The 20,150-nt window shown below is 63.5% G+C and carries 13 protein-coding genes and 2 pseudogenes; 10 read left to right on the top strand and 5 right to left on the bottom strand.

Annotated elements, in window-relative coordinates; all coding sequences use genetic code 11:
• Window positions 1–4: 4 nt before the first annotated feature.
• From BUF17_RS03295 to BUF17_RS03275, 5 genes and pseudogenes are all read left to right on the top strand, one after another.
• Window positions 5–1,876: a site-specific DNA-methyltransferase gene (locus BUF17_RS03295; protein WP_073626032.1), complete on the top strand. Its 1,872-nt coding sequence runs from the start codon at window positions 5–7 to the stop codon at window positions 1,874–1,876.
• Window positions 1,876–2,391: a gamma-glutamylcyclotransferase family protein gene (locus BUF17_RS03290; RefSeq protein ID WP_073625718.1), complete on the top strand. Its 516-nt coding sequence runs from the start codon at window positions 1,876–1,878 to the stop codon at window positions 2,389–2,391. Before BUF17_RS03295 ends, BUF17_RS03290 begins: the two co-directional genes overlap by 1 nt.
• Window positions 2,388–5,375, top strand: a complete 2,988-nt coding sequence (locus tag BUF17_RS03285; RefSeq protein ID WP_073625717.1) for a type III restriction-modification system endonuclease — start codon at window positions 2,388–2,390, stop codon at window positions 5,373–5,375. Before BUF17_RS03290 ends, BUF17_RS03285 begins: the two co-directional genes overlap by 4 nt.
• Window positions 5,376–5,656: 281 nt before the next feature.
• Window positions 5,657–6,220, top strand: coding sequence for a type IV toxin-antitoxin system AbiEi family antitoxin domain-containing protein (locus tag BUF17_RS03280; protein WP_139282386.1), 564 nt, complete (start codon window positions 5,657–5,659; stop codon window positions 6,218–6,220).
• Window positions 6,210–7,120: pseudogene (locus BUF17_RS03275) on the top strand (nucleotidyl transferase AbiEii/AbiGii toxin family protein). Before BUF17_RS03280 ends, BUF17_RS03275 begins: the two are co-directional and overlap by 11 nt.
• 492 nt (window positions 7,121–7,612) lie before the next feature.
• Here BUF17_RS03275 and BUF17_RS22010 read toward each other — a convergent pair.
• Window positions 7,613–8,373: pseudogene (locus tag BUF17_RS22010) on the bottom strand (IS5 family transposase).
• Window positions 8,374–8,703: 330 nt separating this feature from the next.
• Here BUF17_RS22010 and BUF17_RS03260 point away from each other — a divergent pair.
• From BUF17_RS03260 to BUF17_RS03240, 5 genes are all read left to right on the top strand, one after another.
• The gene (locus tag BUF17_RS03260; RefSeq protein WP_073625715.1) at window positions 8,704–9,234 is read left to right on the top strand and encodes a YqhA family protein; all 531 of its coding nucleotides are present in this window, start codon (window positions 8,704–8,706) and stop codon (window positions 9,232–9,234) included.
• A 413-nt stretch (window positions 9,235–9,647) separates the two neighbouring features.
• Window positions 9,648–10,721 (top strand): efflux RND transporter periplasmic adaptor subunit, encoded by a 1,074-nt coding sequence (locus BUF17_RS03255; protein ID WP_073625714.1) that lies wholly within the window; start codon window positions 9,648–9,650, stop codon window positions 10,719–10,721.
• Entirely contained in the window at window positions 10,718–13,822 is a 3,105-nt protein-coding gene (locus tag BUF17_RS03250) for an efflux RND transporter permease subunit (protein WP_073625713.1), read from the top strand. Before BUF17_RS03255 ends, BUF17_RS03250 begins: the two co-directional genes overlap by 4 nt.
• 85 nt (window positions 13,823–13,907) lie before the next feature.
• Complete coding sequence (locus BUF17_RS03245) at window positions 13,908–14,945, top strand: patatin-like phospholipase family protein (RefSeq protein WP_073625712.1); 1,038 nt, start codon at window positions 13,908–13,910, stop codon at window positions 14,943–14,945.
• 3 nt (window positions 14,946–14,948) lie between these two features.
• Window positions 14,949–16,406 (top strand): GntP family permease, encoded by a 1,458-nt coding sequence (locus BUF17_RS03240; RefSeq protein ID WP_073625711.1) that lies wholly within the window; start codon window positions 14,949–14,951, stop codon window positions 16,404–16,406.
• Between the two features lie 273 nt (window positions 16,407–16,679).
• On the opposite strand, the gene BUF17_RS03235 is transcribed toward BUF17_RS03240, so the two are convergent.
• The 4 genes from BUF17_RS03235 to BUF17_RS03220 form a co-directional block, all read right to left on the bottom strand.
• Entirely contained in the window at window positions 16,680–17,399 is a 720-nt protein-coding gene (locus tag BUF17_RS03235; protein WP_073625710.1) for a hypothetical protein, read from the bottom strand.
• A gap of 31 nt (window positions 17,400–17,430) precedes the next feature.
• Window positions 17,431–18,261, bottom strand: coding sequence for an alpha/beta fold hydrolase (locus tag BUF17_RS03230; protein ID WP_073625709.1), 831 nt, complete (start codon window positions 18,259–18,261; stop codon window positions 17,431–17,433).
• A gap of 119 nt (window positions 18,262–18,380) precedes the next feature.
• Window positions 18,381–19,109 (bottom strand): cysteine hydrolase family protein, encoded by a 729-nt coding sequence (locus tag BUF17_RS03225; RefSeq protein ID WP_073625708.1) that lies wholly within the window; start codon window positions 19,107–19,109, stop codon window positions 18,381–18,383.
• Between the two features lie 78 nt (window positions 19,110–19,187).
• Window positions 19,188–20,030, bottom strand: a complete 843-nt coding sequence (locus BUF17_RS03220) for an alpha/beta fold hydrolase (RefSeq protein WP_139282414.1) — start codon at window positions 20,028–20,030, stop codon at window positions 19,188–19,190.
• Between the last annotated feature and the right edge of the window lie 120 nt (window positions 20,031–20,150).

Raw genomic sequence — 20,150 nt, 5'->3', positions numbered from 1 at the left:
TAAAATGAAGAAACTTGATGCCGAGAGCCCCGAGACCAAGAGCGCCGATATCATCTCCGGCAACGTCGAGGTGCTGAAGTCCCTATTCCCCGACGCATTCACGGAAGGGAAGATCGACTTCGAGGTGCTGAAGCAACTGCTCGGCGGCTCTGTGGACGAGCGCGAGGAGAAGTACGGGCTCAACTGGCATGGCAAGCGCCGTGCCCGGCAGATCGCGTTGACCCCGTCGGCTGGCACGCTGCTGCCCTGCCCGGAAGAGAGCGTCGACTGGGATACGACACAGAACCTGATGATCGAGGGCGATAACCTCGAAGTGCTCAAGCTCTTGCAGAAGAGCTATGCCGGCAGGGTAAAGATGATCTACATCGATCCGCCCTACAACACGGGTAAAGATTTTGTATATCCCGATGATTTTCGCGATAGCATCAAAAACTATATGGAAATGACTGGTCAAATTGAGGGTGGAAAGAAGATAAGCTCAAATATGGAGGTGTCTGGTCGGTTCCATACCGACTGGCTAAACATGGTTTATCCGCGCTTGAAACTGGCGCGATCGCTCATGCGTGAAGATGGTTTGATTTTTATCAGTATCGATGATGGGGAGTTTGAGCGACTGCGGCAAATCTGTAGCGAAATATTCGGTGAAGAAAACTACATCGCGACGTTCGTCTGGAAACGGAAAGCTGGAGGCGGTGACGATAGCGGCCATGTGGCTGCTGAGCATGAGTATATTGTTTGTTTCAGTCGAGATGCCGGTAAGGCGGGAGTTGCTAGTGTGCTTCATGAAAGCCCCGCCATGACCGCAAAGTACAACCGGTCAGAGAACGGACGGAGGTACTACTTGGAGCGATTGGACAAGACGAGCCTGACCTATAATTCGTCAATGGACTTTCCTATCGAATGCCCCGATGGGACTTTCGTTAAACCTCCACAGCCCGATCCGAAAAACCCTACGACCAGCTGGCGATGGGGTGAAACAACTGTCAAAGAGCGACGCGCTGAACTGGAATTTTTCAGAGAGAAGGGTAGCGGCGAGTGGCGCGTGTATTCACGCACTTGGGAGTCATTGGACGGCGTCACGCCGCGGAGCCTGATGGTCGAAAAGGAGCACGGCCGAAATCGGGATGGAACGCAAGAGATCGACAATCTGATCGGGCCGAAAATATTCAATAATCCTAAGCCGACAAAGATGTTGCTACATCTGATGAGGATCGGCGCGAAGGACAAAGATGCGCTGGTGCTCGACTTTTTCGCGGGATCTGGATCGACCGCGCATGCAGTGATGAAACTGAACTCTGAAGACGGCGGCAATAGGCGATACATTATGGTTCAGCTGCCTGAAGTGACGGATCGCGCCGATTTTTCAACAATAGCGGCTATCACACGGCGGCGGTTGCGCGCGGCGGCTGATGCACTAAGGACAGGACCGATTGGCCAAAGCGATCTTGGTTTTCGAACCTTCAAGTTAACGTCGTCCAACATCCGCGCGTGGGAGCCTAACGCCTCTGATCTCGAAGACAGTCTTTTGAAGAATGCCGAACACCTCGTTCAAGGCCGCAAGGAGCAAGACGTGCTCTATGAGCTATTGCTCAAACTCGGGCTTGATCTCTGTGTGTCGATCGAGACGAAGACGATTGCTGGCAAGACGGTTCATTCCATTGGCGGTGGCACGCTGATCGTCTGTCTCGCTGACGGCCTGACCAAGGACGTGGTGGAGGAACTCGCGAACGGCATCGTCGAATGGCGGAAGGCACAGGCGCCGGCCGTCGATACGCGTGTCGTGTTCAAGGATACCGGCTTCGCCGATGACATCGCCAAGACCAACATGGCCGCGATCCTGAATCAGGCTGGCATCGCCGATGTGCGGAGTCTGTGATGAGCGCCGATACGATTCTAAGCTTCGCCTATGGCTCTAACATGCTTAGCGCGCGTTTGCAGGAACGCTGCCCTTCCGCGAAACCGAAAGGTATCGCCGAACTGCACGGCTACGAGCTTCGCTGGCACAAGAAGAGCCGCGATAGATCTGGTAAGTGCGACATCGTGAAAACAGATAAGCACGGCGCGTCGGTGTTCGGTATTCTATTCGAGATAGCGCGCAGCGAGAAGGCGGCCCTTGACAAGGCTGAAGGCTTTGGGGCGGGCTATGACGAAACGCAAGTGCAGGTCCATCTTGAAGCCGACCGATGCACTGCGATCGCCTACGTAGCCACCATCACCGATCCGAAGCTCAATCCTTACACTTGGTACCGCGCTCTCGTTGTTGCAGGCGCTAAGGAGCACGGTCTGCCAGCGGACTATATTGCCCGGCTGGAAGCCGCTCCCGCTGAAAGAGACGTTGACGAAGCGCGCCACGACAAGAACATGGCTCTGATCGGTGAGGTGTGCGCATGAAGCTGCATTTCGAACCCGATCTCGATTACCAGAAACGCGCGATCGAGGCCGTCGCGGATCTGTTCCGTGGCCAGGAGATCAACCGCACCGAGTTCACCGTCACCCGGCAGGAGGCGGGGGGGCTTCAGGGTGAACTCGGGCTGGTCGAAAGCGAGCTTGGCATCGGTAACCGGCTCACGCTGCTGGATGACGAGATCATCGCCAACCTGAAAGATATCCAGCTCCGCAACGGCTTGGCCCCATCCTCCGCGCTGACCTCTGGAGATTTCACGGTGGAAATGGAGACGGGCACGGGCAAGACCTATGTCTATCTTCGCACCATTTTCGAGCTGAACAAGCTCTACGGTTTCACCAAGTTTGTCATCGTCGTGCCGTCGGTGGCGATCAAGGAGGGCGTCTACAAGACGCTTCAGATCACCGAGGAGCATTTCAAGGGGCTCTATTCTGGGCAACCCTTCGACTATTTCCTCTATGATTCCGCCAAGCTCGGGCAGGTGCGCAATTTCGCGACCAGCCCCAACATCCAGATCATGGTGGTGACGGTCGGCGCCATCAACAAGAAGGATGTGAACAACCTCTACAAAGACAGCGAGAAGACGGGCGGCGAACGGCCGATCGACCTCATCCGCGCGACCCGGCCAATCCTGATCGTGGATGAGCCGCAGAGCGTCGACGGTGGCCTTTCCGGCGCTGGCAAGAATGCCCTCGGCGAGATGAATCCGCTTTGCACGCTGCGCTATTCGGCGACCCACGTCGACAAGCATCACATGGTGTTCCGCCTCGACGCGGTAGACGCCTACGAGCGCAAGCTGGTCAAGCAGATCGAGGTCGCTTCGCTCGAAGTGGAGGGCGGCCACAACAAGGCCTACGTCCGCTTCGTCTCCGCCAGCAACGCCAAGGGAACCATCACAGCGCGCGTTGAAATCGACGTGCTCGACGGCAAGCAAGTGCGTCGCCAGGAGGTGACAGTTCAGGATGGCGACGATCTGGAGGAGCTGACAAAGCGCGCCATCTATGCCGATTGCCGCATCGGGGAAATCCGCGCCGGACGCGACAATCAGCTCCTGGAGGTGAGGCTGCCGGGCAGCGAGGAGTTTCTCCAGCCCGGCCAAGCCGTCGGCGATGTCGATGCCGACGCGCTGAAGCGCCTGATGATCCGACGTACCATCCACGAGCATCTGGAGAAGGAAAAGCGCTTGGCGCCGCTCGGCATCAAGGTGCTGAGCCTGTTCTTCATCGATGCGGTGGAGCACTATCGGTCTTACGATACCGACGGAAATCCCGTGAAGGGCAAATATGCCCGCATCTTTGAAGAGGAGTATCGCCGCGCGGCGAAGCTTCCCGACTTCGTCAGCCTGTTCAAGGAAGTCGACGTTACGTCGGAAGCCGAAGAGGTGCATGACGGCTATTTCTCGATCGACAAGTCACGGCGCTGGACCGACACGGCCGACAACAATCAGGCGGGTCGCGACAATGCCGAGCGCGCCTATAACCTGATCATGAAGGATAAGGAGAAGCTGCTCAGCTTCGATACGAAGCTGAAGTTCATCTTCTCGCACTCCGCCCTTAAGGAGGGCTGGGACAATCCCAACGTCTTCCAGATCTGCGCGCTCCGCGAGATCGGCACCGAGCGCGAGCGGCGGCAGACCATCGGCCGTGGTCTTAGGCTGTGCGTGAACCAGAACGGTGAACGCCTGCGCGGCTTCGACATCAACACGCTGACGGTCATCGCCACCGAGAGCTATGAGGACTTCGCCGAGAACCTTCAGAAGGAAATCGAGAAGGACTCCGGCATCAAGTTCGGCATCGTCGAGAAGCACCAGTTCGCGACCATCCCCGTGGTCAACCCGGACGGCTCGACCGGAATGCTGGGTTTTGAGGAATCGGCCGCCATCTTCGATCACTTGAAGGCCGAGGGCTTCGTCGACACCAAGGGCAAGGTGCAGGACACGCTACGCACCGCCCTGAAGGACGGAACCTTTGCGCTACCGGCGGCTATGGCCGGCCATCTCGGCGCGGTTCGAGACGTGCTGAAGAAGGTCGCCGGGAAGCTCGACATCAAGAACGCCGACGAGCGTGTCACCGTCAAGACACGGCAGGCCATTCTGGAAAGCGCCGAATTCCAGGCGCTCTGGGATCGCATCAAGCACAAGACGACGTATCGCGTTCACTTCGACAACGAGAAGCTGATCACCGATTGCGCCAAGGCGATCGCCAATGGTCCACCTGTCTCCAAGGCCCGCGTGCGGGTCAGGAAGGCCGATCTTTCCATCGGACAGGGCGGCGTTGAGGCCAGGGAGCACGACAAGAACAGCGGAACCATCATCACGATCGAGGAAGGCGATATCGTCCTGCCCGACGTGCTGACCGATCTTCAGGACCGGACCCAACTCACCCGCAAGAGCCTCGTCCGCATTCTGACCGAGTGCGGCCGCTTGATCGACTTCAAGCGCAATCCGCAGGCGTTCATCGAGATCGCTGGTGAAGTGATCAACCGGACGAAGCGTTTGGCGATCGTGGACGGCATTAAATATCAGCGGATCGGCGACGAGCACTATTACGCGCAGGAGCTTTTTGCGCAGGAGGAGCTGACCGGCTATTTGCGCAACATGCTCAAGGACGCGCAGAAGTCGGTCTTCGAGCACGTCGTCTATGATTCCGGAGGTGTCGAGCGGACATTCGCCGAGCAGCTCGAAAAGAACGAAGCTGTGAAGATCTACGCCAAGCTGCCCGGGTGGTTCAAAGTGCCGACTCCGCTCGGTACCTACAACCCCGACTGGGCGGTTCTGGTCGAAGTCAGCGGCGAGGAGCGCCTGTATTTCGTCGTGGAGACCAAAGGCAGTCTCTTCGTCGATGACTTGCGCGACATCGAAGCCGGCAAGATCGCGTGCGGGGAGGCGCACTTCAGCGCGCTCGCCTCCGGGCCGAACCCGGCTCGCTACATAAAGGCGAGAACCGTCGACGACCTGATGGATCACACATAAGGCGGCATCGTTCGTGATGTCGGCTGTCCGTCAATTGCCTTGCACCAATGGGGGTGAATATGCGCCGTCATCGAGGTAAGGGGCGCCACTAGGGCTTGAAGCCAGTGCTTTGGTGTCGCCGATGCGGTGGCCCCTTGAAAGGGCGATCGCATCGGATTTGCCCTTTCCTGTAAATGTGATAAAACCTCTGCTATATTTTGAATCTGCCTAGGAAACATCACATCGCTAAGGCCATGGACTCTCAACGTGCCCAAGCGCTCAAGCTGCTGAAGACGTGCCCCATGATGCGGCTGAAGGACTTCGCCGCTCATGGTATCGCGCCCGAAACCCTGGCGCGTCTTGTCCGGGACGGCGAGGTCATTCGTCCCGCGCGTGGTCTCTATCAGCTCGCGGATAGCTCGGGCGATGCGGCGCGCGTCCTGGCCGAAGCATCGCTGCTCGTTCCCAAAGGCGTCATCTGTCTGACCTCGGCGCTGCAGTTCCACGAGCTGACCCTGCAAATGCCGTCGGCCGTTTGGATGGCCATCGATCGCACCGCCTGGCGTCCCAAGATCGACTATCCACCCATTCGCTTCGTGCGCTTCACCGGTCCCTCGCTGACAGAAGGTGTGGAGCGGCGCTCCATCGAAGGCGTCAAGGTGGCGATCACCAATCCGGCGCGGACGATCGTCGATTGCTTTCGCTATCGGGCGAAGATCGGAATAGATATCGCCCTGGAAGGCCTGCGTGAGGGACTTCGACAGCGGAAAGTCACAAGCGACCAGCTCTGGACCTATGGGACCAAAGGCAAGGTCTGGTCGACCATGAAGCTCTATGTGGAGGCGATGGTGGCCGATGGCGCGTGAACCGAGAAAAAATGTCGGCGCTTCGGTCCGGGCTCGCCTGCTCGACCGGTCTCGCGCCGAACGCACGGACTTTCAGATTCTGCTGACGCGCTATGCGCTGGAGCGACTTCTCTATCGGCTGAGCCAATCACCCATCGCGACCGCTTCGTTCTGAAAGGGGCGATGCTGTTCGTAACTTGGGTTGAAAACCCGTTCCGGCCGACACGCGATCTCGATTTCCTCGGCTATGGCGAAAACAGCCCGGACTCGATCGGCGGGGCCTTTCGCGAGATCTGTGGGCAGCCGGTCGATGATGATGGCGTGGAGTTCGATATCGGAGCGATCATGGCTGTTCCGATCCGGGAAGACGTAGAATACGGCGGCATTCGTGTGCGCACCTCCGCGACGATCGCCGGTGCCCGCGTTCCGATTCAGGTCGACATCGGTTTTGGTGACGCCGTCACGCCGGGTCCCGTCGAGATCGTCTATCCGCCACTGCTCGACGCGCCGGCGCCCCGCCTGCGCGCCTATCCGGTGACGACCGTGGTTGCCGAGAAATTCCAGGCGCTCGTTCTGCTCGGCATCGCGAACAGCCGGCTGAAGGATTTCTACGACCTCTGGCTGATCGCGCAGACGTTCGAATTTGACCGGGCATCGCTTGCAGAGGCCGTCCGTCAGACCTTTGTACGGCGCGAGACCATGCTTCCAACCGAGAAGCCGATCGGTCTGAGCGAGGCTTACGTGGAGGCTTGGGGGCGACAGTGGAGGGCCTTTCTGGGGCGAGAGCGAATGGCCTCGGCGCCGGCGGAGCTGGCTGTCGTCGTCTCCGACCTCGCCGGATTTCTGCTTCCCCTGACCGAGCCTGCTGAAAAGGATGAGCGTTGGAAGCCGGGCGAAGGCTGGAGGGCATCGAATGCGTAGCCTGCAGAGCAACGCCGAACGCGCGCACGGTTTCGCCGTCTATCACAGTCAATCGCGAACTTTCGCGATTGGATCTAGCTATTTCTCCCGCGCTTCGTATATAATGCAAACGTACAGATCGACGCCGCGCACCGCGCCACATTTATTGTGGAAAAACAATTGCGTATGAATCTGACGGTATATCTGACGGTAATCGTCGACTTCTCATTTTTACATTCACAGAAAATTCAAATACTTACCGCTCCGGTTAATCATCGAGTGGGAATGATCTGACGAGGTTCCCGGCGTTTCGCGAATGATCGCGGCGGCGTCGTAGCGAATTGAATTTGAAGAGAAGAGAGACCGGTCGCATTCGGAGCCCGGCGCCTTGAAGCGAGGGGCTTTGACGACGCGCGACGGTGGGCGTTTTTCGCCGTCTGCCGGATTTTTACCCTCTCGTCATGCCGAGGATGGAAGCGGCCTGTGGGAAATCAAGTTAGGAGGTGTGGAAACCTACCTAAGGCAGATGACGGTGGCGGCGAGGGTAATGATGGCGAGATAGTGTTTCGTGGTTTTCTCGAAGCGCGTTGCGACGCGCCTGAACTGTTTCAGCCCTGAAAAGCAGCCTTCGATCAGGTGGCGTTGAGCATAGAGGTGCTTGTCGACCGGGTATTTGAGAGCGCGCGAGGGGTTGTTCGGGATCACCGCCTGCGCCCGCTTGCGCGTGATGACCTGACGCAGTTTCTCACTGTCGTAGGCGGTGTCGGCCATGACGATATCGGCCGGCAGGCTTCGATCAGGACCTCGGCCTGTGGTGCATCGCCCTTCTGGCCGGCCGTGAGGATGAAGCGGACCGGGTAGCCCAGGCCGCGCACGGCCATGTGGATCTTGGTGTTCATGCCTCCGCGTGAACGGTCAAGGGCTTGATCTTCAGACCCCCTTTTTTGCCCCGGCAGCGTGCTGATGGGCGCGGATAATAGTGGAATCGACAATCAGGTATTCAAAGTCGGGGTCGTTCGACATGGCTTCGAAAATGCGCCACCAGACACCTTTGTGGCTCCAGCGGCTGAACCGGCGGAAGACGCTGTTCCGCTCGCCGAACATTTCGGTCAGGTGCGCCAGGGCGAGCCAGTGCGCACGATCCACAACACGGCCTCGATAAACATGCGGTTGTCGCGGCCCGAAGAGCCGCGCGGGCGCTCGTCGCCAATGATGTGGACCGACATCCGTTCCCACTGATCGTCCCGAAAAATCAGGCGGTCCAGGACACCCATCGCTGCCTCCAAAAGACAGCCTTGAATCACCCCCGATCACTCTTGGGAATACCAAGAGTCCACACCTCCTAGACGCGTCCAGCCCCGCAGCCTCCATTGCGAAATGCGTTGCGGATCGCGAGATGCGGCCGCCGAACTTTTCCTTCAACACATGTTGTTGCCGCGCCGTCGCGGCGCGGTTGCGGTATCGTCGACGAAGGTCTTTGTTGCGCCCGCCCGCGATTGAGGCATGAATCGGGCGTGGTTCAGACGAGCCCGGATGAAGAAGGATTTCCCATGGGCCGTTTCCCCTGCCTCTCCTGCATCCTGCCGACCGGAAGGGGTTGATCCATGGCCGCACCGCACCGGACGGGTGTCACCCGGCTGATCGTGGGTCTCGTTCTCGCCAGCCGCTGGGCCATGATGCCGCTCTTTCTGGGCCTGATCGTCGGCCTGGGGCTTCTCGTCGTCGCCTTCTTCATCCAGCTCTGGCAGTTTGCCGCGGGCCTCTTCGGCATGAACGGCACGGAGGTGATCATGGGCATCCTCACTCTCATGGACCTCGCCCTGGTCGGCGGCCTTCTGGTGATCGTGATCCAGTCCGGCTACGAGAACTTCGTCGAGAAGATCGACCGCACGGGGGCGCCGGATTCACCGGCCTGGATGACGCGCATCAGCTTCTCCGGACTGAAGCTGAAATTGTTCGCCTCGCTCATGGCCATCACGGCGATCACCCTGCTGAAGGCGCTGATGCGGCTGGAAATCGCGGTCAGCGAGACGCAGGTGAAGTGGCTGGTGGTGGCGAGCGTGATCTTCATCATCGCCTATGCCGTGCTCGCCGTTACGGACCGGCTTGCGAGGAATCCCGGCGAAGACGAGTGACGAGCGCGCCCGGTCGGATCGCGACGCGGCGCGCACCCCGTGAAGAGGTCCTAGACGATAGTCGCGTCGCGCCGCGCCGAAAGGCGCTATAGAGCATATCCCGGCCGGATGGGGCGATCTGGGCGGGCGTTGGTAAGCGATGGAAACCGCTTCGATTTCTCGCCGGCCGGATGATTCCATCCGACCGTGCCGCGCTCCGGGTACTCTGCCGTATTGCGGTGCCTGCGAGGTCGGTACAATCATGCGTTGCCACTCCTCGTCGCCTCTGCAGGCCGTTGCCGCAAGGCGGTCGGACGAAGGAGGGCCAGACCGCCGTTGACCGGGACACGTCTCGGCCTTGCTCGAAAGGAACGTCCGTGTCGGCTTTTTGGGGTGGGATTTGGATGGCGGCGGCGCGACGGTGCGATCGCCGCATGGGCGTCGCGACGGTCCTGGCGTTTGCGGCGTCCGTCGCCCTCGCGGGGTGCAGCCGCGAGGAGCAATCCGCCGCCCCGCAGGTCCGCCCCGTGCGCACCATCGTCGCCGAAAGTCGCGCGGGCGGGCAGGGCGTCTCGCTGACCGGACATATCGAGGCGAAGAACGAGGCGAGCTATGCCTTCCGCATCGGCGGGCGCATCGTCGACCGGCCCGTCAATGTCGGCGACAGCGTGGCCCCGGGCCAGGTGCTCGCGCGGCTCGATCCGCAGAACGAGCAGAACGCGCTGCGTTCGGCACAGGCTGCCGTCAATGCCGCCCAGTCCCAGGTGAGCCTCACCCGCAACGCCTACGACCGCCAGCGCCAGCTTCTGGAACGCGGCTTCACGCCCCGGTCTCAGTACGAGCAGGCCGAGCAGGCCTACAAGGCCGCGCAGTCCGCCCTCGACGACGCCTCCGCCCAGCTCAAGATCGCCCAGGACCGGCTCGACTTCACCGAACTCAAGGCGGATGCGGCCGGCACCGTCACCGCCCGCCGCGCCGAGCCCGGTGAGGTGGTGCAGGCCGGCCAGCCGATCGTGCAGGTCGCCCGGCAGGACGGCCGCGATGCTGTGTTCGACGTGCCGGCGCAACTGCTGCGCACGCTGCCCGCCGATCCCGAGGTGACGGTGACGCTGACAGACGCGCCGGCCGTCCGGGCGGTGGGCCATGTGCGCGAGGTCGCCCCGCAGGCGGATCCGGTGACGCGGACCTTCGCCGTGCGGGTCGGCATCGTCGACCCGTCGCCGGCGATGCGGCTCGGCTCAACGGTGACCGGCACGGTGGCCACCGACAGCGGCCCGGTCATCGAGATCCCGGCGACCGCGCTCACCCGTGTCAACAATGCTCCGGCCGTCTGGCTGGTCGATCCGGCCTCCGAAACGGTCGCATTGCACACTATCGAGGTGCTGAGGTTCACGCCGTCCTCCGTCGTCGTCTACGAGGGGTTGAAACCCGGCGACATCGTGGTGACGGCCGGCGTGCAGGCCCTCCATCCCGGTCAGAAGGTCCGCCTGCTCGGGGGCGGCCAGTGAGCGGCTTCAATCTCTCGCAGTGGGCGCTGCGCAACCGGCAGCTCGTCGTCTATTTCATGATCGTGGCGGTCGGCGCCGGCCTGTTCGCGTACCAGAAGCTCGGCCGCGCGGAAGACCCGAGCTTCGTCATCAAGACGATGGTGGTGCAGGCTCGCTGGCCGGGAGCCACCGTCGAGCAGACGCTCAACCAGGTGACCGAGCGGCTCGAACGCACGCTTCAGGAAACCCCGAAGCTCGATTTCCTGCGATCCTACACCAGTGCGGGACAGGCCACCGTCTTCGTCAACCTGCTCGGTTCGGCGACCGCCGACGAGGTGCCGGACATCTGGTACCACGTGCGCAAGAGCGTCGGCGACATCAGCCACACTCTGCCGCAGGGCGTGATCGGGCCGGGCTTCAACGACGAATTCGGCGACACGTTCGGCATCATCTACGGCTTCACGGCCGACGGTTTCACCCACCGCGAGCTCCGGGACTATGTGGAGGACATCCGCTCGAAGCTCCTGAACCTGCCGGACGTCAGCAAGATCGAGATGCTCGGCGCCCAGGACGAGCGCATCTATATCGAGTTCTCGATGCGGGAACTGGCGAGCCTCGGCATCAGCCGGCAGGCGATCGTCGCGGCGCTGCAGGCGCAGAACCTCGTCAGCCCCGCCGGCACCATCGAGACCGGGCAGGAGGTGCTGTCGCTGCGCGTCTCCGGCGCATTCAACTCCGAGCAGGACATCGCCAACGTCAACCTCGTCTTCAACGAGCGGATGCTGCGGCTGGCCGACATCGCGAGCGTCCATCGCGGCTATGCCGATCCGCCGCAGCCGATGTTCCAGGTGAACGGCGTGCCGGCGATCGGCCTCGCCATCGCCATGCGCGACGGCGGCGACATCCTGGCGCTCGGCAGGAACCTCAAGAATGAGGTCGCCCGCATCACCGCAGACCTGCCGGTCGGGATCGAGCCGCACCTCGTCGCCGATCAGGCGGTGACCGTTCATGACGCGATCGACGAGTTCATGACGTCGCTGGTGCAGGCGGTGCTCATCATTCTCGTCGTCAGCTTCATCAGCCTCGGTGTCCGGGCCGGCGCGGTGGTCGCGCTGTCGATCCCGCTGACGCTCGCGGTGGTGTTCGCGGTCATGCAGGTCGTCCACATCGACATGCAACGGATCTCGCTCGGAGCGCTGATCATTGCACTGGCGCTGATGGTCGACGACGCCATGACGACGACCGACGCCATGCTGACGCGGCTCGCCGCCGGCGACAGCAAGACGGCGGCGGCGGGCTTCGCCTTCCGCACCTACGCCTTCGCGATGCTGGCCGGCACGCTCGTCACCATCGCCGGCTTCGTGCCCGTCGGGTTCGCGGCGAGCTCGGCCGGCGAATATACCTTCTCCCTGTTCGCGGTCGTCGCCATCGCGCTCCTCGTCTCCTGGCTGGTGGCGGTGCTGTTCGCTCCGCTCCTGGGCGTCACCGTGCTGAAATCGCCGGATCGGAAGGCCGCAGGAAAAACGCCCACCCGGCAAGCGCCTGCCGGCGGCGTGATCGGGCTCTACCGCCGGTTCCTGGTGGCGTGCCTCAAGGCCCGCTACCTCACCATCGGCCTGGCCGTCGCGGCGTTCGTCGCCTCGGTGCTGGCGCTGCCGCTGATCCCGCGGCAGTTCTTTCCCTCGTCCGACCGGCCGGAACTGCTGGTCGATCTGCAATTGCCGCAGAACGCCTCGACCTATGCCAGCGAGGCCGTGGTCGACCGGTTCGAGGGCTTCCTCAAGGACGACCCGGACATCGCCCGCTACTCGACCTATATCGGCCGCGGCGCGATCCGGTTCTATCTGCCGCTCGACGTCAAGCTGCCCAATCCGTTCTTCAGTCAGCTCGTGATCGTGGCCAAGGACGTGGAGGGCCGGGAACGCCTCCGCGCCAAACTCGAGAAGGTGCTCGCCGAGGACTTCCCAAGCCTCGTCGCCCGCATCTCGCCGCTCGAACTCGGTCCTCCGGTCGGCTGGCCGATCCAGTACCGCGTCAGCGGACCCGACATCGAGAAGGTGCGCGAGATCGCCCTCAAGCTCGGGTCTGTCATCGCCTCCGATCCGAAGGCCGAGAAGATCAATTATGACTGGTTCGAGCCGACGCGCGAGGTGCGCATCAAGGTCGACCAGGATCAGGCGCGGTTGCTCGGCCTGTCGACCTCGGCGCTCGCCGGCGTCCTCAACACCGTCATGACGGGTGCGCCTGTCACCCAGGTCCGCGACGGCATCTATCTGGTCGACGTCGTCGCGCGGGCGACCGACGAGGAACGCGTCTCGCTCGCCACCCTCGCCACCCTACAGGTGCCGCTGCCGTCAGGCCGCACCGTGCCGCTCAGCCAGCTCGCGACGTTCGAATACGAGCAGGACTATCCGGTGGTCTGGCGGCGCGACCGCGTCCCGACGCTGACGGTCCAGGCGGACGTCGTGCGCGGCGAACTGCCGGAGACGGTGGTGACGGCGCTCGCGCCTGAAGTGGAGAAGCTGAACGCGACGCTGCCCGCGCCCTATCGCATCGTCGTGGGCGGCACCGTCGAGGAAAGCGCCAAATCGCAGGCGTCCGTTATCGCCGTCGTGCCGGCGATGCTTCTCATCATGTTCACGGTGCTGATGTTCCAGCTGCGCACCTTCAACCGCCTCGTGCTGGTGCTGTCGGTCGCCCCGCTCGGCCTCATCGGGGTGGTGGGGGCGCTACTTCTCTCCGGGCGGCCGCTCGGCTTCGTGGCGATCCTCGGCGTGCTCGCGCTGATCGGCATGATCACCAAGAACGCCGTCATCCTGATTGGCCAGATCGAGGCCGAGCGTGCCGGCGGCGCCAAGGTCTGGGACGCCGTCGTCTCGGCATCGAGCTCGCGGTTCCGTCCGATCATGCTCACCGCGGTTTCCACCGTGCTCGGCATGATCCCGATCGCGCCGACGGTGTTCTGGGGGCCGATGGCATTCGCCATCATGGGCGGCCTGCTGGTCGGAACGGTGTTGACCCTGATCTTCCTGCCGGCGGTCTACGTCGCCTGGTTCGGGCCGGATGCGGGACCGGAAGCGGTTCCGGATCGCGAGCCGGCCGGCGCCGGCGCGACCACCTGACGGGCCTGCGGCCGGGACCGTCGTTCCGGCCGTTCCTTCCTGAGGCCCGCCCGCGGGTGCAAGCGGGCCAAGCCGGAGACGACACATGCCCAACACGACCGCATCCGACCGCCAGACCGTGCTCGTCGACCTCGCCCTGCAGGGCGGGGGCAGCCACGGCGCCTTCACCTGGGGGGTGCTCGACCGGCTGCTGGAGGAGCGCTGGCTCTGGTTCGACGGCATCTCCGGGACTTCGGCCGGGGCGATGAACGCGGCGGTGATGCTGCACGGGCTTGCCGATGGTGGCCGGGAGGGCGCGAAGGCCGCGCTCGAGGATTTCTGGCGGGCGGTTTCACGGGCCGCCGCATTCAGCCCGTTCCAGCGGGGGCCGCTCGACGTGCTGACCGGCCGCTGGACGCTGGACAATTCCCCGGCCTTCCTCGCCATGGACATGATGGCGCGGATGTTCTCGCCCTACGATCTCAATCCGGGCGGCCTCAATCCGCTGAGGAAGATCCTCGACCGCTATGTCGACGTCGAGCACCTCAAGCAAAGTGACGTGAAGCTGTTCGTGACGGCCACCAACGTCGCGACCGGCCAGCCGCGCATTTTCCGCAACCACGAGATCACGCCCGAAGCGCTGCTCGCCTCCGCCTGCCTGCCGACCATGTATCAGGCGATCGAGATCGACGGCGAGGCTTATTGGGACGGCGGCTATTCCGGCAATCCGACCATCACGCCGCTGGTGCAGCACTGCCAGTCGCAGGACACCATCCTCGTGCAGATCAATCCCGTGCGGCGGCCGGAACCGCCGCGGCGCGCGCGCGACATCCTGACCCGCCTCAACGAGATCTCGTTCAACGCGGTGCTGCTGGAAGAACTGCACATGATCGCGGTGCTTCAGCAGGTGGCTGACCCCGGCAACACCGAGGGGGCGATGTGGGCGAACATGCGCATTCATCGGATCGCCAGCGAGAAGGCCATCAAGCTCGGCTATTCCTCCAAGCTCAACGCCGAGTGGACCTTCCTGAAGATGCTGCGCGACGAGGGCCGCCGCACCGCGGAGCAGTTCCTGGCCGATCACAGCGGCGACATCGGGGTGCGCTCCACCATGGACGTCCAGGCCTTCTTGAAGGGGAATTGAGCCATGGGCCTTCTCGGCATTCTCGTCGCCCTCGGCCTGCTGCTCTATTTCGCCTACCGGGGCTGGACCATCCTTCTGCTCGCGCCGCTCGCCGCCATGGTCGCGGCGGCATTCGCGGGGGAGCCGCTGCTCGCCCACTGGACGCAGACGTTCATGTCGAATGCGGCCGGCTTCATCGCGCAGTTCTTTCCGCTGTTCCTGCTCGGGGCGCTGTTCGGCAAGCTGATGGACGACAGCGGCTCGGTGACGGTGATCGCCGACCGGCTGACCCACCGGCTCGGCAAGGAGCGGGCGATCCTCGCCGTGGTGCTCGCCGGTGCCATCGTCACCTATGGCGGCGTCAGCCTGTTCGTGGCGTTCTTCGTGCTCGCGCCGATGGCGACCGCTCTGTTCCGCTCCGCCGCCATCCCGCGCCGGCTGATGCCCGCGGCCATCGCGCTGGGCACCTCGACCTTCACGATGTCGGCGATGCCCGGCACGCCCTCGATCCAGAACGCGATCCCGATGCCGTTCTTCGGCACCACGCCGTTCGCCGCGCCGGGGCTCGGCATCCTCGCCTCGGCGATCATGTTCGGCTTCGGCATGTGGTGGCTGAGGCGCGCCGAACGCGCCGCGCGCGCGAAGGGCGAAGGCTTCGGCACCGACGACAGCGTGGTCGATCTCGAGGTCGTCGCCGATGACGACTTCGTGCGCTCGCGCGCCACCGGCTCGCAGTCGTTCGACACGGCCGAGATTCCGCGCGGCGACCATACCCGCGATCTGCCGCCGGTGTGGGCCGCCGTGCTGCCGCTGGCGGTGGTGATCGCGGTCAATCTCGTGATGTCGATGGTCGTGCTGCCGCGGATGGACGTCAGCTTCCTGGCGGAGGAGCGCTTCGGGCAGGTCACGCTGTCGGCGGTCGGCGGCGTCTGGTCGGTCGCGGTCGCGCTGCTCGCGGCAATCCTGACCGCGCTCGTGGTCAATTTCCGGCGCCTGAAGAGCCTGCGCGCCTCGATCGATGCCGGTGCCAATGCGTCGGTGCTGCCGGTGTTCGCCGTCGCCAGCCTCGTCGGCTTCGGCGCGGTGGTCGCCGCCTTGCCGGCCTTCGGCCTGGTGCGCGAGTGGGTGCTCGGCATCGAGGGCGGACCGCTGGTGTCGCTTGCCGTCGCCACCAACATCCTCGCCGCGCTGACCGGCTCGGCATCGGGCGGCCTGACGATCGCGCTCGATGCCCTCGGCGCATCCTACATGGAGGTCGCGCGGCAGACGGGCCTCGACCCGGCCTTGCTTCACCGCGTCGCCGTGATCGGATCGGGAACGCTCGACAGCCTGCCCCACAACGGTGCCGTGGTCACGCTTCTCGCCGTGTGCGGCTCGACCCACGCCAAGAGCTATTTCGACATCGTCATGGTATCGGTCGTCAGCGCCCTCCTCGCGCTCGCGGCGGTCATCGGCGTCGGCACACTGTTCGGGTCCTTCTGAGGACGCGGCGCGCTGCGTCGGTCCGCTCCGGCCTCCACTGCATCGTTGCCGCTCTGGCCGCCGGAGCATTTCCCGAGGCGGCGACAGCGGCCAGACCGCGCGGTCAGACGACGAGCTGGCCTCCAGCGTGACCTCTCGGCGATGAGGACGTGCACACCGCTTCAATCCAGCGGTCGCCGTCCGGCCGATCGGGGCAATGGCGCTGCTGGCCAGGGCGCGCCGATTGCGTTCGACCGGCGCCGTGCGGCTGGCGCCGCCGGCCGGGGTCCCCACTCAGTCGAGCCGGATGCCGGACAGGTCGATCGACACCACCAGTGGCTCGGGCAGGGAGGCGCCGTCGGGCTGGCGCGGATAGATGCGTCGCTCGGTCGGGAACAGGAGCCCCTGCACCTCGACATAGCCGTCGATATAGTGCGCACCGGGCGTGTTGCCGGCGATCTCGACATCATAGTCGTGGCGCTTGAGCAGCCCGGCCTCGTCGACATAGAGCGTCTGCACGGTGCTGTGCGTGGCGATTTCCGGCGGGAACGTCACTTCCAGCCGCTGCCAGGTCTCGCCCTTCTCCCGCCATTCCCCGGCAGCGCGGCTGACGACGCCGGGCGAGGCGAGCAGGAATGGCATGTTGAGATAGGTCCACATCGCGATCCCGGCGAAATAGGCCAGTTGCGGTTCGCTCCATGGCGTCGTCAGATCATGACCGGCGAAGGAGGCGCGGGGATCGGCAAGTTCCTCGATCACCGCTCCGGCGGCATTCTTAAGCTGAACCCGTCCCGGCTCGAACAGCGTCACCTTGCGGTCCGGTCCGAACGGCGCGTGCGAGGCCCATTCCCGTCCGAGCCCGACGGTGACGTGGGTGTCGTCGAGCTTGCCCTCCTGTCCCTTGAGCGACCATAGCGCTCCGCCCTGGTGCAGATGCGCGGTCAGGGTCGAGAACGTCTTCCAGGTGTTCAGCCCGCCATGGGCGTCGATGATCTTTTGCGCAAGCGCATCCATGATGTCATCCTCGAAGATAGTGTCTTGTTCGTCAGGCGTCGAGAAATGTCCTCACGTGAGCAACGAACGTTTCCGCATACTGGAAAAGTGCGCCATGTCCGGAGTCCGGATACATGATAAGCGTTGCGTTATTCATGCTCTTGAACATCTCGTAGGCGTTGATCGACGGAAACATGGTGTCGTCGCTGCCATGAACGATGAGCGCCGGCTGGCGGATCGCGTCGAGCGCGGCGCGATCGATCTCCTTCGGCGCGCACCAGCGAATGATGGCCTGTGCCTGCGGGGTGGAGACCGCCTCGCCGCGATCCGGGTCCCGGTCGATCTGTCTGACGGCGGCGCGGTCGACGAAGGCCGCGCCTGCGGCCTGGCTGGCGGCCGAAGACGTGAAGAACAGCGGCAGCCGCACATCGCGCGCGCCGCGTCCGAAGGCCTCCTCGACGACCTGCAGGAGATGCTCCTCGCCCCCGCGCGGTGCGGTGCCGGCGAGGACTAGCCGGCGCACGTCGACCGTGTCCCGCGCCGCCATCACCTGCGCCAGGAAGCCGCCGAGCGAAAAGCCGAGGAGATCGATCTGCTTCAGGCCGAGCGCCGCGATGAAGGCTTCGGCGTCGGCCGCCTGCCGCTCGACACTGTCCGGCGTCTCGCCGGAGGAGGCACCGACGCCGGCATTGTCGAACGCGATCACCGGCCGATCTGCCGCCAGCGCGTTGACCATCGCCGGGTCCCAGGCATCCATCGTACCGGTGAAGTGCTGGAGGAGGACGAGCGGAATGCCGCTGTCCGGTCCGAGGCGGCGATAGGCGAAGCGCACGCCGCTCGCCTCGACGAAGAGCGTCGGGGCCTGTTCGAGTGTAGCGGGCATCTGCCGCCCTTCCTGTTGAATAGGCGCGCGTTGACGGGGCGCGCTTTCCCGGGCCGGCCGCGTTTCGGCGGCCGCGCAGGATGTTGGAAAAAGGGAATTACCGTGGCGGCGATCCGCGTTCAGACGGCGCCCGCAAGCCGCAGCACGGTCTCGTCGGTGCTCCACACGCCGTTCGCCATGAAGCGGTAATTGATCAGCGCGGCGAGGTAACCGTCACCGTCGGGCAGCTTCGGCGCGGCCACGGCGTCACGCACCACGGCGACCTCGTAGCCAGCCTCCAGCAGGTCGCGCATGTGCGACTCCACGCACATATTGGCCAGCATGCCGGCGAGGATCACCTGGTTGACGCCTCGCTTGCCGAGCTGGAATTTCAGATCGTTGGCCTGCGGGCCGTAGAGCTTGTGCGGCGAACAGATGATCGTCTCGCCGTCTTCGATATAGGGCTTGAACTCTTCCATGAAGTCCGCACCCGAGGCGCGGAAACCGTCCAGCGTGTAGGGTCCCTTGCGATCGAAGACTCCGCCGTCGTGCTGGAATTTCTCCAGCGGCGCCTGCCAGCGCCAGTGATGGTCCCAGCAATAATAATAGTGGGGAGATACCGCCACGACGATGCCGGCCTTCTTGGCGGCGGCGAAGAGTTCGACGAGGTTCGGCACCAGATTGTTCTCGGTGACGCTTTCGCCGACCGCCGGCCACGCCTTTCCCTGCGGGCTCATGACATCGACCTGCGGGTCGATCACCACCAGCGCCGCGCGCTTGAGATCGAGAACCATGTCTGTCTTCGGCAGCACCGGTTGCTCGGTGTCGGCATAGAGCGCGGCTGAACGGTCGCTGTATTGCGGCTTCATCGGGGGGTCTCCACTCTCGCGCGTATCTTGTCGCGCAGGCCAAAGGCGCCCCGGCAGCCCCGCCGGCGCGCCGCTCGATCAGCCCCTGACGAAGGCGAGCAGATCCGGGTTGAGAACATCTGCATGGGTGGTGAGCATGCCGTGCGGATAGCCTTTGTAGAGCTTCAGCGTCCCATGCTTCAGCAGCGTGACCGACTTCTCGGCCGCATCCTGATAGGGCACCACCTGATCGTCGTCGCCGTGCATCACCAGCGTCGGTACCGTGATGGCCCTCAGGTCTTCGGTCTGGTCGGTCTCGGAAAAGGCTTTGATCCCATCATAATGCGCCTTGGCCGAACCGATCATCCCTTGCCGCCACCAGTTCTGGATGGTCCCGGCAATCGGCGTCACGCCCGGGCGGTTGAAGCCGTAGAACGGCCCGGAGGGTACATCGAGGAAGAACTGTGCGCGATTGGCGGCCAGCGCGGCGCGGAACCCGTCGAACACCTCGATCGGCGTACCCTCGGGATTCGCCTCGGACTTGACCATGATCGGGGGGATCGCCGATACCAGAACCGCCTTCGCGACGCGCCCCTGCGGCTGGCCATATCTCGCCACATAGCGGGCGACCTCGCCACCGCCGGTGGAATGGCCGATATGGACGGCATTCTTCAGATCGAGATGTTCGACCACCGCCCAGGCGTCGGCGGCATAATGGTCCATGTCGTGCCCGTCGCTCACCTGCGAGGAACGCCCATGGCCGCGCCGGTCATGCGCGACGACGCGATAGCCGTGCTGGAGGAAGAACAGCATCTGCGCGTCCCAGTCGTCCGACGACAGCGGCCATCCGTGATGGAACACGATCGGTTGTGCTGTCTTCGGGCCCCAATCCTTGAAGAAGATGTCGACACCGTCTTGTGTCGTGACGTACGCGGAGGTCATATCGCGAGGTCCTTTCGGAATATCGTTTTGCGATGACTGCGCAGCGCGCGTTTCGTTCGCAAGAATAGTGGCGGCCGAATCGCCGATCTCTCCCGCGAGAACGGTGCGTCGGCTCTGTCC

It is taken from the genome of Pseudoxanthobacter soli DSM 19599 (assembly GCF_900148505.1).
Lineage (GTDB): Bacteria > Pseudomonadota > Alphaproteobacteria > Rhizobiales > Segnochrobactraceae > Pseudoxanthobacter > Pseudoxanthobacter soli.
Note: the sequence above shows the minus strand (reverse complement) of the source record. Positions and strands in the feature narration are given on the sequence as shown.

Coding starts and splice junctions, on each gene's coding strand:
- BUF17_RS03220 (WP_139282414.1), bottom strand. CDS start 20,030: ATGACCTCCGCGTACGTCACGACACAAGACGGTGTCGACATCTTCTTC.
- BUF17_RS03230 (WP_073625709.1), bottom strand. CDS start 18,261: ATGCCCGCTACACTCGAACAGGCCCCGACGCTCTTCGTCGAGGCGAGC.
- BUF17_RS03260 (WP_073625715.1), top strand. CDS start 8,704: ATGGCCGCACCGCACCGGACGGGTGTCACCCGGCTGATCGTGGGTCTC.
- BUF17_RS03280 (WP_139282386.1), top strand. CDS start 5,657: ATGATGCGGCTGAAGGACTTCGCCGCTCATGGTATCGCGCCCGAAACC.
- BUF17_RS03255 (WP_073625714.1), top strand. CDS start 9,648: ATGGGCGTCGCGACGGTCCTGGCGTTTGCGGCGTCCGTCGCCCTCGCG.
- BUF17_RS03225 (WP_073625708.1), bottom strand. CDS start 19,109: ATGAAGCCGCAATACAGCGACCGTTCAGCCGCGCTCTATGCCGACACC.
- BUF17_RS03240 (WP_073625711.1), top strand. CDS start 14,949: ATGGGCCTTCTCGGCATTCTCGTCGCCCTCGGCCTGCTGCTCTATTTC.
- BUF17_RS03285 (WP_073625717.1), top strand. CDS start 2,388: ATGAAGCTGCATTTCGAACCCGATCTCGATTACCAGAAACGCGCGATC.
- BUF17_RS03290 (WP_073625718.1), top strand. CDS start 1,876: ATGAGCGCCGATACGATTCTAAGCTTCGCCTATGGCTCTAACATGCTT.
- BUF17_RS03235 (WP_073625710.1), bottom strand. CDS start 17,399: ATGGATGCGCTTGCGCAAAAGATCATCGACGCCCATGGCGGGCTGAAC.
- BUF17_RS03245 (WP_073625712.1), top strand. CDS start 13,908: ATGCCCAACACGACCGCATCCGACCGCCAGACCGTGCTCGTCGACCTC.
- BUF17_RS03295 (WP_073626032.1), top strand. CDS start 5: ATGAAGAAACTTGATGCCGAGAGCCCCGAGACCAAGAGCGCCGATATC.